Annotated in this window: 12 protein-coding genes; 7 read left to right on the top strand and 5 right to left on the bottom strand. The window is 61.2% G+C overall.

The genetic code is table 11. The features are described from left to right. Positions 1–69 precede the first annotated feature (69 nt). From ssuE to LOY53_RS01120, 3 genes are all read right to left on the bottom strand, one after another. Positions 70–663, bottom strand: a complete 594-nt coding sequence (ssuE, locus tag LOY53_RS01130) for an NADPH-dependent FMN reductase (protein ID WP_252826413.1) — start codon at positions 661–663, stop codon at positions 70–72. Between the two features lie 229 nt (positions 664–892). Further along, complete coding sequence (locus tag LOY53_RS01125) at positions 893–1,531, bottom strand: peroxiredoxin (RefSeq protein WP_027595177.1); 639 nt, start codon at positions 1,529–1,531, stop codon at positions 893–895. Positions 1,532–1,695: 164 nt separating this feature from the next. After that, positions 1,696–3,030, bottom strand: a complete 1,335-nt coding sequence (locus tag LOY53_RS01120) for an OprD family porin (protein WP_252826412.1) — start codon at positions 3,028–3,030, stop codon at positions 1,696–1,698. A 499-nt stretch (positions 3,031–3,529) separates the two neighbouring features. Between LOY53_RS01120 and tauA the strand changes: the two genes are divergently transcribed. Genes tauA through tauD form a run of 4 tightly spaced genes read left to right on the top strand, consistent with a single transcriptional unit; the run spans position 3,530 to position 7,018 of the window. Beyond that, on the top strand, positions 3,530–4,501 hold the full coding sequence (tauA, locus tag LOY53_RS01115) for a taurine ABC transporter substrate-binding protein (RefSeq protein WP_252826411.1): 972 nt from the start codon (positions 3,530–3,532) through the stop codon (positions 4,499–4,501). A 13-nt stretch (positions 4,502–4,514) separates the two neighbouring features. Beyond that, positions 4,515–5,303 carry a taurine ABC transporter ATP-binding subunit gene (gene tauB, locus LOY53_RS01110; RefSeq protein WP_252826410.1) on the top strand — a complete coding sequence of 263 codons (789 nt, stop codon included), beginning with the start codon at positions 4,515–4,517 and terminating at the stop codon, positions 5,301–5,303. Next, positions 5,300–6,139: a taurine ABC transporter permease TauC gene (gene tauC, locus LOY53_RS01105; RefSeq protein ID WP_027595173.1), complete on the top strand. Its 840-nt coding sequence runs from the start codon at positions 5,300–5,302 to the stop codon at positions 6,137–6,139. The genes tauB and tauC overlap by 4 nt, the downstream gene beginning before the upstream one ends. A gap of 45 nt (positions 6,140–6,184) precedes the next feature. Then, on the top strand, positions 6,185–7,018 hold the full coding sequence (gene tauD, locus LOY53_RS01100) for a taurine dioxygenase (protein WP_258703497.1): 834 nt from the start codon (positions 6,185–6,187) through the stop codon (positions 7,016–7,018). A gap of 112 nt (positions 7,019–7,130) precedes the next feature. Here the strand turns inward: tauD and betT are convergent, their stop codons facing one another. Together betT and epsC are read right to left on the bottom strand one after the other, a co-directional pair. Beyond that, complete coding sequence (betT, locus tag LOY53_RS01095; RefSeq protein WP_258704149.1) at positions 7,131–9,092, bottom strand: choline transporter BetT; 1,962 nt, start codon at positions 9,090–9,092, stop codon at positions 7,131–7,133. Between the two features lie 255 nt (positions 9,093–9,347). Next, positions 9,348–10,280, bottom strand: coding sequence for a serine O-acetyltransferase EpsC (epsC, locus tag LOY53_RS01090; RefSeq protein WP_099452618.1), 933 nt, complete (start codon positions 10,278–10,280; stop codon positions 9,348–9,350). 270 nt (positions 10,281–10,550) lie between these two features. Here epsC and tcyJ point away from each other — a divergent pair, with 270 nt between their 5' ends. Genes tcyJ through tcyN form a run of 3 tightly spaced genes read left to right on the top strand, consistent with a single transcriptional unit; the run spans position 10,551 to position 12,771 of the window. After that, positions 10,551–11,345: a cystine ABC transporter substrate-binding protein gene (gene tcyJ / locus LOY53_RS01085; protein ID WP_252826409.1), complete on the top strand. Its 795-nt coding sequence runs from the start codon at positions 10,551–10,553 to the stop codon at positions 11,343–11,345. After that, a complete protein-coding gene (gene tcyL / locus LOY53_RS01080) occupies positions 11,342–12,010 on the top strand; it encodes a cystine ABC transporter permease (RefSeq protein WP_252826408.1) in 669 nt (222 codons plus the stop codon). Before tcyJ ends, tcyL begins: the two co-directional genes overlap by 4 nt. A 2-nt stretch (positions 12,011–12,012) precedes the next feature. Then, on the top strand, positions 12,013–12,771 hold the full coding sequence (gene tcyN / locus LOY53_RS01075; protein ID WP_085273875.1) for an L-cystine ABC transporter ATP-binding protein TcyN: 759 nt from the start codon (positions 12,013–12,015) through the stop codon (positions 12,769–12,771). The last annotated feature ends 196 nt before the right edge of the window (positions 12,772–12,967 follow it).

Genomic DNA, 12,967 nt, shown 5'->3' with positions numbered 1-12,967 from the left:
CGGGTTGCACCTGCTTGCCTCGTTGACGGGCGAGTAAGGTGGATGACGCGATAAAGCCGTTGAACCGGGTCAGATGCTCCAGCGGGCACTGATCAGGCGTTCGTTGAGTACGCCGGGGGCCACGGGACGCGGCCGACGGGCCAGGGCAACGTGGAAGGTTTCCAGCGAGTCCTGCAGGCGCTCATCCAGAGCAGGTGCAAGCTGTGCCGCCTTGGCGCCTTCTGCGTAGGCGACCTGGCTGTCGTCGGCGAAGATCCCTTGCAGGGTCTCTTGCGCCTTGAGTGCCGACAGCACCGGTTTTAACGCGTAATCCACCGCCAGCATGTGGGCGATGCTGCCGCCGGTAGCGATGGGCAGCACGATCTTGTGCTCCAGGGCGCGCTCGGGCAGCAGGTCGAGCAAAGTCTTCAGCGCACCGGCGAACGACGCCTTGTACACCGGGGTGGCGACGATCAGCCCGTCAGCCTGGGCCACCAGTTGCTGGAAGTGCTGCACCTGCGGGCTGTCGAAGCGCGCATGCAGCAGGTCCTCGGCGGGGAAGTCGCGTACCTGGAAGGTCACCACTTCGACGCCACGGTGCTGCAGCCACTGGCGCGAGCGCTCGAGCAACACGCCGGAGCGTGAACGGGTACCAGGGCTACCACCGATTGAGACGACCAGCATTGGAGCGCTTCCTTGTGTTCTGTTGGGAGTGACATTAACAGCCTGCTCATATATCTAGAAATCATATTTTTTCATTTGTTTATTCCATTTTTGTTTATTCCTGAACACGGTCTCTGTGAGAGCGGGTTTACCCGCGAAGAGGCCAACACCGTTCCTTCAGGTATAAAAAAGGGCCGTCGAAACGGCCCGAAATCCCTGCTATGGCTAAGAGCAATGCAACGTGGATCCTTTAACGATTAGGTTGCGGCGTCAGGCGCAGATAAGGCTTCACCGCCCGATACCCTTTGGGGAAACGCTGCTTGATCTCCTCCTCGTCTTTGAGCGAAGGCACGATCACTACGTCGTCACCGTCCTGCCAGTTACCTGGCGTGGCGACCTTGTAGTTGTCGGTCAGCTGCAGCGAGTCGATTACCCGCAAAATCTCGTTGAAGTTGCGCCCGGTACTGGCCGGATAGGTAATGGTCAGGCGCACCTTCTTGTTTGGGTCGATGACGAACAGCGAGCGCACGGTCAGGGTGTCGTTCGCGTTCGGGTGAATCAGGTCGTACAGGTCGGACACCTTGCGGTCGGCGTCGGCGATGATCGGGAAGTTGACCACGGTGTTCTGGGTCTCGTTGATGTCATCGATCCACTTGTGGTGCGAGTCGACCGGGTCCACCGACAGCGCGATGGCCTTGACGCCGCGCTGGGCGAAGTCGTCTTTGAGCTTGGCGGTCAGGCCCAGTTCGGTGGTGCACACCGGGGTAAAGTCGGCCGGGTGGGAAAACAGCACACCCCAACTGTTGCCGAGCCACTCGTGGAAGCGGATCTTGCCTTCACTGGAATCCTGTTCGAAGTCGGGGGCGATGTCGCCGAGTTTGAGGCTCATGGGGTGCGGCTCCTGTGCTGTGTTCTGGCCTTGTGGGTTCAATGTGCCTGCATTCAGTTAAAAACAAAAAGAATAAATACTGATTTATTTATAACCGAAGAGCATACCGAATTGCAGACACAAAAAAGCCTCGCACTAGGCGAGGCTTCTGGTTCAGCTACGGCTTACAGGAAGTTGTAAGTGTAGTTGAAGATCAGACGGGTCTGATCCTGGTCAGCCAGCGAGCTGGTGCCAGTGCCACGGTAGACACCGTGACGCAGGCTCGCGCCCAGGCCTTTGAAGGTGCCTTCCTGGATAACGTAGTCGACGCGGGCGTCACGTTCCCATTCGCTGAAAGTACCGTTGCCGTTGGCGTTCTTGCCATCTTCACCTTTCAGGTAAGCAACCGAAGCTTTCAGGCCTGGCACGCCCAGACGCGCGAAGTCATACGAGTACTGACCGAAGGTGGTGTTTTCACCGGCCTTGGCGAACTGGTTGATCATGCTGTCGGTGAACAGGTAGAAGCTGGAACCACCGGCGCCTTCGTTGCGGCCATTGCCATCAACGACGTTGCCTTGGTTGAGCCAGACAAAACCACCGTCATCGTTGACGCGCTGGTGGCCGAGCATCAGCGCATGGCCGCCCAGGGTGTAGGTGAACATGGCGGACCAGGTCTTGTTGTCGACCTCGCCGAGGTTCTTGGCATAGCCACCGTTGTTGCTGAAGCGGTAGCCAGCTTCACCGTTCTTGCCGTCGCTGCTGCTGTCGAAGTAGCGCAGGTCGGTCTTGAACGACTGGTCGTCAGCAATCTTGAACACGTGGGTCGCGCCCAGGAAGTGCTGCTTGTAGAAGTCTTCCAGGTTCGAGTAGTAGTACTGCAGGGTCAGGTCTGGAGTGAGCTTGTAGTCCAGGCCGCCGTAGCGGAACTTGTTGCTGTCCTGGGTAGCGCCCGCCACGGACAGGCCGGTGCGGTTGGTCGAAGCACGGCCCATGGCGTGGGTCAGCTGACCGGCGTTGATGGTCAGGTTGTCTATTTCCTTCGACTGGATGGTGCCACCCTCGAAGGTCTGCGGCAGCAGACGACCATCGTTGGCCACCAGAATCGGCAGGTTAGGCGCCAAGGCGCTACCGAAGTGAGCTTCGGTCTTGGAGAAGCGAGCCTTTGCGTTGGCACCAATGCGGCCCCACTGGCTTACTGCCGAACCATCGCTATCGTCTGGCTGGAAGCCAGTCTTGTGATAGCCGCGGCCGCCATCCAGCTGAATGCCCCACAGAGCCTGGGCGTCGACGCCGAAGCCGACAGTGCCTTCAGTGAAGCCGGAAATGTAATCGAGCTTGAAGCCCTGGCCTGATTCACGCTGATCCGGGCGAGGGTCGCCGTGGGCTTCACGGTTGTTGTTGTCGAAGTACATGGTGCGCGAGCTGAGCGACAGTTTGCTGTCTTCAACGAAACCGGCAGCGCCTGCTTGTTGGGCGAGAACCCCCAGTGCCACGGCCAGAGCCAGGCTGGACTTGTACATGTTTTGCTCCTCTACGTTCTAATTCTTGTGTATCTCTGGAGGCGGGGTCTGCTGCCCCGCTCACCGTGGATTGGCGATTTAGTCCCAAAGCGTGACCATGAAGTCAATCGTTTCTAAACGTTTCGCGACTTTGGTCTAAGGCGCCACCTGCGCTACAGGATAATGACAATCCTATAAATCCAAAATGACCGTTTTATGAATTTGTAAGATTTTTAGGGAATATGTTAGGAACCTTTACTGCCATTTGTTGTAGACGGCACATTCGCTCATAACTGAAGGTTATTTGCAAACGTTTGCTCATAACCTAATTCCATACTGTTCTAAGGGACGAAAAAGCCTAGCAGGCGTGTCGGATTTCGCCATTGCGCGACATCAACGGCGTGCGGCTTAAAGCATTTGGCTCCTAAGCTAATTCTAAAAAGTTATTTATTTTAGATTTCTTAGATCATTTAGTCTTCTCGCCATCCATCACATTGATTGCCTGACGAGAGGTTCAACCATGATCCCGCACGCTCCGCTGCGCCTGTTCGCCGCCCTGACCCTCGCCAGCACCAGCTGGTTGGCCCAGGCCGCCGACCTGACCGTGGCCTACCAGACCACCGTTGACCCAGCCAAAGTGGCCCAGGTCGATGGCGACTACGAAAAAGCCAGCAAGGCCAGCATCGACTGGCGCAAATTCGACAACGGCGCCGATGTGATCACGGCTGTGGCCAGCGGTGATGTGCAGATCGGCTACCTCGGCTCCAGCCCGCTGGCCGCTGCGGCAACACGCAAACTGCCGGTCGAGACCTTCCTGATCGCCACCCAGATCGGCGCGGGCGAAGCACTGGTGGCGCGCGACAGCATCAAGACGCCGCAAGACCTGATCGGCAAGAAAGTGGCCGTGCCTTTCGTTTCCACCGGCCACTACAGCCTGCTGGCGGCGCTCAAGGCCTGGAACATCGACCCGTCCAAGGTGCAGATCCTCAACCTCGCGCCACCGGCGATCATTGCCGCCTGGAAACGCGGTGACATCGACGCCACCTACGTCTGGGACCCCGCCCTGGGTGTGGCCAAGGAAAACGGCAAGGTGCTGATCACCTCCGGTGAACTGGCCGAGAAAGGCGCACCGACCTTCGATGCCTGGATCGTGCGCAAGGACTTCGCCGACAAGCACCCTGAGGTGGTCAAGGCGTTCGCCAAGGTCACCCTTGACGCCTACGCCGACTACCGCAAAGACCCACAAGCCTGGCTGGCCAACAAGGATAACGTGGCCAAGCTGGTCAAGCTGTCCGGCGCCAAGGCCAGCGATATCCCGGTGCTGCTGGAAGGCAACGTCTACCCACTGGCCGCCGACCAGGCCAACGCCCTGGGCGCACCGACCACCCAAGCGCTGACTGACACCGCCACCTTCCTCAAGCAACAAGGCAAGGTCGACGCGGTGCTGCCGGACTACTCGCCGTACGTCAGCGCCAAGTTCCTTCCAAACTGATCCGGAGCCCGTCATGGCCTTGCTTGAACTGGAGCGCATCAGCGCACAGTACCCTGGCGCCAGCACCCCGGTGCTGGCCGACATCAACCTGAGCCTGGGGCCACGCCAGCTGCTGGTGGCCCTTGGGCCATCCGGCAGCGGCAAGACTTCGCTGCTCAACCTGATCGCCGGCTTCGTCGCCCCCAGCGGCGGGCGCATCACCCTTGACGGTACACCGGTCAACGGCCCCAGCGCCGAACGCGGAGTGGTGTTCCAGGACGATGCCTTGCTGCCCTGGCAGAACGTGCTGGGCAACGTCGCCTTTGGCCTTGAGCTGGCCGGCGTACCGCGCGCCCAGCGTGAGGCCAAGGCCCGCGAGATGCTGGCCTTGGTCGACCTGGACGGGTTTGCCGAGCGGCGTATCTGGCAATTGTCCGGTGGCCAGAAGCAGCGTGTAGGTCTGGCCCGCGCGCTGGCGGCCGACCCACGGGTACTGCTGATGGACGAGCCGTTCGGCGCGCTCGACGCGTTCACCCGTGAGCAGATGCAAGAGCTGCTGCTGCAGGTCTGGCAGCGCACCGCAAAGCCTGTGTTCCTGATTACCCACGACATTGAAGAAGCCGTGTTCCTCGCCAGCGAGCTGATGCTGCTGGCGCCCAACCCAGGGCGTGTGGTCGAGCGCCTGCAGTTGGACTTCGGCCAACGCTACGCGGCGGGCGAGCCGGCCCGGGCGATCAAGTCCGACCCACGCTTCATCGAAACCCGCGAGCATGTGCTGGCGCGGGTCTTCTCCCAACGCCAAAGCCTGCAGGAGCGCGCATGAGCAGCCTGGATCTGCCGGTTACCGGCAAACGCGACGCCCACACCCGGCCGGCTGAAAAGGTACGCCGCCCACTTGCTACCCGCTGGATCAGCACCCTGACCCTGGCCAGCCTGCTGCTGGCCTGGTGGCTGGTGACGGCCGCCGGCTGGATCGAGCCACTGTTCCTGCCGGCGCCCGGCGACATCCTGGCCAGGGCCTGGACCCTACTGACCCAGGGCTACATGGATGCCAGCCTGTGGCAGCACCTGGGTGCAAGCCTGGGCCGTATCGGCCTGGCGCTGGTCGCCGCCACCCTGACCGCCATCCCGGTCGGCATCGCCATCGGTTACAACCGCGTGGCGCGGGGCATTCTCGACCCGCTGATCGAGTTCTACCGCCCTATTCCGCCATTGGCCTATCTGCCGCTCATCGTCATCTGGTGCGGCATCGGCGAGCTGTCGAAAGTGTTGCTGATTTACCTGGCGATCTTCGCCCCGATTGCCATCGCCACCGCCACCGGCGTACGCACCGTCGACCCGGCCAAACTGCGCGCCGCGCAATCGCTGGGGGCGACCAAGGCGCAACTGATCCGCCATGTGATCCTGCCCAGCGCCTTGCCCGACATCCTCACCGGCATCCGCATCGGCCTTGGGGTCGGCTGGTCGACCCTGGTAGCCGCAGAACTGATCGCCGCCACCAGCGGCCTGGGCTTCATGGTGCAGTCGGCGGCGCAGTTTCTGGTCACTGACGTGGTGGTGCTGGGCATTCTGCTGATCGCCCTGATCGCCTTCGCGTTGGAGATGAGCCTGCGCGCGCTGCAACGCAAGCTGGTGCCCTGGCACGGGCAAAGCCACTGACCACGCCGGCATTTCGGCGCCTAGTAAAAACAGATCGAGACCGACATGAGCCTGACCATCACCCCTCTCAGCCCGGCGCTCGGCGCCCAGATCAGCGGCGTGGACATCAGCCGCGACATCACCACCGAGCAGCGCGACGCCATCGAGCAAGCGCTGCTCAAGCACCAGGTGCTGTTCTTCCGCGATCAACCGATCAACCCAGACCAGCAAGCCCGCTTTGCGGCCCGCTTTGGTGACCTGCACATCCACCCGATCTACCCCAACGTGCCGGAAACTCCACAGGTGCTAGTGCTCGACACGGCGGTCACCGACGTGCGCGACAATGCCGTCTGGCACACCGACGTGACCTTCCTGCCGACCCCGGCGTTAGGCGCGGTACTTAGCGCCAAACAACTGCCGGCGTATGGCGGCGACACCCTGTGGGCCAGTGGCATTGCCGCCCTCGAAGCCTTGTCGGCGCCCCTGCGCGAGATGCTTGACGGGCTGACGGCCACCCATGACTTCACCCAGTCGTTCCCGCTCGAGCGTTTTGGCACCACGCCAGAAGACCTGGCGCGCTGGGAGGCGACCCGGCGCAACAACCCGCCGCTGTCACACCCAGTGATCCGCACGCACCCGGTCAGCGGGCGCAAAGCGCTGTTCGTCAACGAAGGGTTCACCACGCGTATCAACGAGTTGAACGAGTATGAGAGCGACGCGTTGCTCAAGTTGCTGTTCGCCCATGCGACCAGGCCTGAGTTCAGCATTCGCTGGCGGTGGCAGGAAAATGATGTGGCGTTCTGGGACAACCGCGTGACCCAGCATTTTGCGGTGGATGATTACCGGCCGAATCGGCGGGTGATGCACCGGGCGACGATCCTGGGGGATGCGCCGTTTTGAACCGGGAGGCCGTTGGCCTCCATTCGCAGCACAAGGCTGCTCCTACCGGATGTGCGATCCCCTGTAGGAGCAGCCTTGTGCTGCGAAAGGGCCGCAAAGCGGCCCCAGCGGTCTAGCGGACCAGGTGCAAGTACTGCATATGCCGCTCGTACTGGTCGAGGATGTCGTTGATGATCTGCTCCTTGCTGTAGCCCACCAGGTCGTAGTTCTGGCTGCCCTCGCTTAGGTGCACTTCCGCCCGGTAATAGCGGCGGTTCTTCAACTCTTGAGCACCCAGCCCACCCAGCGCAAACGACGGCGTGAAATAGCCACGCATCTGCACCTGGTAGATGAAGGGTTGCTCCTCGCCATGGCCCACTTTCAAGCTGACGTTATCGTGGCTCGGGTCGTCCTGGGTAATCAGCACCAGGCCCTTCTGCTCGAACACCTCACGCACATCAGCAATCGCCGGGCGCACCACGTCGTCCATGAAGCGGTACACCTCATCGCGTGACGGGAAGTGCACGGCCTGGCTCAGGCGTTGGCGCCAGCCGCCGCGCCCGCGACGCGACTGAGCGAACGGCGCCAGCGAATGCATCTGTGCAATCTGCCGCTGGGACTCCAGGTAAAACGCCTTGTGCAGCCCCCACATCATGCACAGCAAGATCAGCGAGAACGGCAGCGAGGTCAGCACCACCGCCGACTTCAGCGAATCGATGCTGCCGGCGAACAGCAATGCACTGGTGATCAGCGCGGTCATCGCGCCCCAGAAAATCCGCAGCCAGTTAGGCCCGTCTTCATCCGGGTCACCACCCTTGGCCGACAAAGTCGACAGCACCACAGTGCCCGAGTCGGCCGATGTGACGAAGAACACGAAGCTGATGAACACCGTGGTCGCGATGACCACCTTGCTCCAGGGGTAGGTCTCCAGCAGCAGGTACAGGCTCATCGACGGGTTATCCAGCGCCGATTGGCCAAGCGCGGTCATGCCATGGTTGATGACCTGGTCCAGCGCGCTGTTGCCGAAAATCGACATCCACGCCAGGGTGAAGCCCAGGGGAATCAGCAACACGCCGAAGACGAATTCGCGGATGGTGCGCCCGCGCGAAATACGCGCAATGAACAAGCCCACAAACGGCGCCCAGGCAATCCACCAGGCCCAGTAGAACACCGTCCAGCCGCCCAGCCAGTCGCGGTTTTCGCCATAGGCATAGACGTCGAAGCTCTTGCGGGGCAAGGCGCCGAGGTAGTCACCCAGGTTCTGGATAAGCGTGTTGAACAGGTGCTGGGTAGGGCCGGCAAACAGCACGAACAGCAACAGCGCGCAGGCCAGGAACAGGTTGATGTCGCTCATCACCCGCACGCCTTTCTCCACCCCGGCGACCGCCACGGCCACCGCCGCGCTCATCATCAGGGTGATCAGGGCGACCTGCACCCACTGGCTGTGGCTGATCCCGAACAGGTAATCCAGGCCGGCATTCAAGTGCAACACGCCAAAGCCCATGTCAGCGCCCAGGCCGAACACCGTGGCAATGATGCCGAAGCCATCCACCGCGTAACCAATCGGCCCGTTGATGCGCTTGCCGATCAAGGGGTATAGCGCCGAGCGCAAGGCCAGCGGCAGGTTATGCCGGTAGGCGAAGTAGGCCAGCGCCATGCCGACGAAGGCAAACACGCCCCAGCCATGCAGGCCCCAGTGCAGGAACAGGATCTGCATGGCCTGGCGCCCGGCCTCTGCCGTGCCTGCTTCGCCCTGGGGCGGCTGCAGCATGTGGGTCAGCGGTTCGGACACGCAGAAGAAGAACAGCGTGATGCTGATGCCGGCGGCAAACAGCATGCCGGCCCAGGACAAGTAGCTGAACTCGGGTTCGTCGTGGTCGGCACCGAGCTTGATCTTGCCGTAGCCGGACAAGGCGGTGACCACCACGAAGACCAGGTACAGCGTCATCGCCAGCATGTAGTACCAGCCAACCGTATTGGCCGCCCAGTTCTGCGCCGCCAGCAACCAGTCGCCTGCGGCTTGCGGATTGGTGATGACGATCAGGCCGAAGATGAGGATGAAACTTGCCGCGAAATAGAACACCGGAGGGTTCATGCGCATCTTGCCATTGGCAAGGGAGGGGGTCGGTGCACTCATCGGGCATGCACCTCGTCACGTGACGTAAGGTTCGAAATGAACGGGTTCAGCAAAGGAATCCTCCTGTTGAACACCGGCAGCGGACCAGCGTTTTTTCATTGAACAAGCGTTCAAGTTAACCATGGATCGGGATTTGATGCGAACCGGGGTGCTGATCGGTGCATGCCTGAACCGCCCCGCGAAAGGGGCGGTTCAGCCAGTAAAGACCTCAGGTCAGTTCTTGTCCTGGCAATCCAGCTGCAGGTTGGCCTGGGTAATGTTGCTCTCGGCCGGCACGCTGCGGGTGAGCCACACATTACCGCCAATAGTCGAGCCCTTGCCGATGGTAATGCGCCCCAGGATCGTCGCCCCCGCATAGATCACCACGTCATCCTCGACGATCGGGTGGCGCGGCAAGCCTTTGTGCAAGGTCCCCGACTCATCGCTTGGGAAGCGCTTGGCGCCCAGTGTCACCGCCTGGTAGATACGTACCCGCTCGCCGATGATCGCGGTCTCGCCAATCACCACGCCGGTGCCGTGGTCGATGAAGAAGCTCGGGCCGATCTGCGCGCCGGGGTGGATGTCGATGCCGGTCGCTGAATGCGCCAGCTCCGAACTGATACGCGCCAGCAGCGGCAAACCAGCCTGGTACAAGTGATGCGCCAGGCGGTGATGGATGATGGCGAGGATGCCTGGGTAGCACAGCAGCACCTCATCGACACTGCGCGCCGCCGGGTCACCGTGGTAGGCGGCCAGCACGTCGGTGTCGAGCAATACCCGCAGGTTGGGCAGCGCCGCCGCAAAATCCTGAATCAGGCGCAGTGCCTGGGCATCGACGGATGCCAGGTCACCCTGGGTCTGCCGGGCGGCGTAGCGCAGCTCCAGGCGGGCCTGGGCCAGCAACGCGGTCAGGGCGGCATCCAGGGTGTGCCCTACGTAAAAATCTTCACTCTCTTCGCGCAGGTCGACCGGCCCAAGGCGCATCGGGAACAGCGCCCCGCACAACTGCTCGAGAATCTGCCGCATGGCCTCGCGGGAGGGCAGTTCGCGCCCACCCTGCTCGCCAATGCTGCGGCCATTGCGGCTGCGCCATTGCTCACGGGCGCTGCGCAAACCACTGACGATGCTGTGCAGCTGCCAATGCGCGGATGTTGGTTGTTCGCTCACGGTGTTCTCCTGCCTGGGGCCAATCTGTCGTTATGCAATCCACTCTACGGCAAATCCATCCCTTGGAAAAAACAACGCTTTATTCCATCCTGCGCTAAGTCGGGCATAAGCCGCGATGACGGCGCCAGTATCCTGGCCTACCCTCAAAGCTGACTTCACTCGGCAGAAAAACAAAATGAAATAATAAGATAATTTTTTATTATTTCCTGGCCTAAGCGGCCAACTTTATAGTCGCCACCCACTACTTCCACACCAAGCGCGGGGCCTGACATGTCGAAATTCGCCAAACCGCTACTCAACGCCAGCCTGGCCATTCTGCTGGGTACCGGCCTGCTCAGCCAGGCCTTCGCCGGCGAGCAATTGAAGACCATTCAGGAAAAGGGCGTGATCAACGTCGGCCTGGAAGGCACCTACCCACCGTTCAGCTTCCAGGATGAAAACGGCAAGCTGGCCGGCTTCGAAGTGGAGCTTTCTGAACTGCTGGCCAAGGAACTGGGGGTCAAGGCCAAGATCCAGCCGACCAAATGGGACGGTATCCTTGCAGCGCTGGAGTCCAAACGCCTGGACGTGGTGGTCAACCAAGTGACCATCTCCGAAGAGCGCAAGAAAAAGTACGACTTCTCCGAGCCCTACACCATCTCCGGCATCCAGGCGTTGGTGCTGAAGAAGAAAGCCGCAGACCTGAACATCAAGACTGCACAGGACCTGGCGGGCAAAAAAGTCGGCGTCGGCCTGGGCACCAACTACGAGCAGTGGGTGAAGCAGGACGTGCCGAAAGCCGAAGTCCGCACCTATGAAGACGACCCGACCAAGTTCGCCGACCTGCGCAACGGCCGCATCGACGCGATCCTGATCGACCGCCTGGCCGCACTGGAATACGCGCAAAAAGCCAAGGACACCGAGCTTGCCGGCGATGCCTTCTCGCGCCTGGAAAGCGGCGTGGCCCTGCGCAAAGGCGAACCTGAGTTGCTGGCGGCCCTCAACAAGGCCATCGACAAGCTCAAGGCCGACGGCACGCTGGCCAAGCTGTCGGAAAAATACTTCGGTGCCGATGTCACTAAATGATCGCTGAAAGCCTGCAACTCGTTGTCGATTCCACGCCCTTCCTGCTGAAGGGCGCGGGTTATACGGTGCTGCTCAGTGTCGGTGGCATGTTCTTCGGCCTGGTGCTGGGGTTTGCCCTGGCGCTGATGCGCCTGTCGAAGATTCTGCCGCTGAACTGGCTGGCACGCATCTACGTGTCGTTCTTCCGGGGCACGCCGCTGCTGGTGCAGCTGTTCGTGATCTACTTCGGCATGCCGCAGATCGGTATCGAACTCGACCCCATCCCGGCCTCGCTGATCGGCCTGTCGCTGAACATGGCAGCCTATATCTGCGAAATCCTACGTGCGGCCATTTCCTCGATCGACCGTGGCCAGTGGGAAGCCGCTGCCAGCATCGGCATGACCCGCACCCAGGCCATGCGCCGGGCCATCCTGCCGCAAGCCCTGCGTACGGCCTTGCCGCCGCTGGGCAACAGCTTCATCTCGCTGGTCAAGGACACCGCCCTGGCGGCGACCATCCAGGTGCCCGAGCTGTTCCGCCAGGCCCAGCTGATTACCGCGCGCACCTTCGAAGTCTTCACCATGTACCTGGCTGTGGCGGTTATCTATTGGATTCTCTGCAGTATCCTCGCGCACTTCCAGAACCGCATGGAAGCGCGGGTCAACCAGCATGACCAGGAGCATTGAGCATGATCGTAGTTAAAGGCCTGTCCAAGCAGTTCAAGGGCCAGACCGTGCTCAATGGTATCGACCTGACCGTGCAGCCAGGCGAAGTGGTCGCCATCATCGGCCCCAGCGGCTCGGGCAAGACCACCTTCCTGCGCTGCCTCAACCTGCTGGAAACCCCCGACGCCGGGCAGATCCAGATCGGCGCCATCAGCATCGATGCCAATCGCCCGCTGGGTGGGCAGCAGAGCGCGATTCGCCGGTTGCGTCAGCAGGCCGGTTTCGTGTTCCAGAACTTCAACCTGTTCCCCCACCGCACCGCCCTGGAAAACGTCATCGAGGGCCCGGTGATCGTCAAGAAGACGCCCCGCGACCAGGCCATTGCCCTGGGCCGCAAGCTGATGGCCAAGGTGGGCCTGGCGGGCAAGGAAGACGCCTACCCCCGGCGCCTTTCCGGTGGCCAACAGCAGCGGGTAGCGATTGCCCGTGCCCTGGCGATGGAGCCTGAGGTGATTCTGTTTGATGAACCCACCTCGGCGCTCGACCCGGAGCTGGTTGGCGAAGTGCTCGCCACCATCCGCGGCCTGGCCGAAGAGAAGCGCACCATGATCATCGTTACCCACGAGATGAGTTTTGCCCGTGATGTGGCGAACCGGGTGATCTTCTTCGACAAGGGGGTGATCGTCGAACAGGGTGAAGCCAAGGCGCTGTTTGCCGCGCCCAAAGAAGAGCGCACCCGGCAGTTCTTGCGCAAGTTCCTCGGTACCGCAGCATCGGAATAAACCTGTACTGGCCTCTTCGCGGTCCGACTTGCCCGCGGAGAGGCCGGCATATCCTGTGCAGATCTCAACTTCTATATATATTCCAAAAGGTTAGTTCATAATCTTTTAATAAGCCATTAGGGTATATACACCGGACCACCGGACCAGCAAACGTCTGTCGCCATCAGCTGAAGCGACGCATCTACTTTTGTGAGGT

Source organism: Pseudomonas sp. B21-031 (assembly GCF_024748985.1).
GTDB classification, from domain to species: Bacteria; Pseudomonadota; Gammaproteobacteria; order Pseudomonadales; family Pseudomonadaceae; genus Aquipseudomonas; species Aquipseudomonas kermanshahensis.
This window is presented reverse-complemented; position numbering and strand designations above follow the sequence as displayed.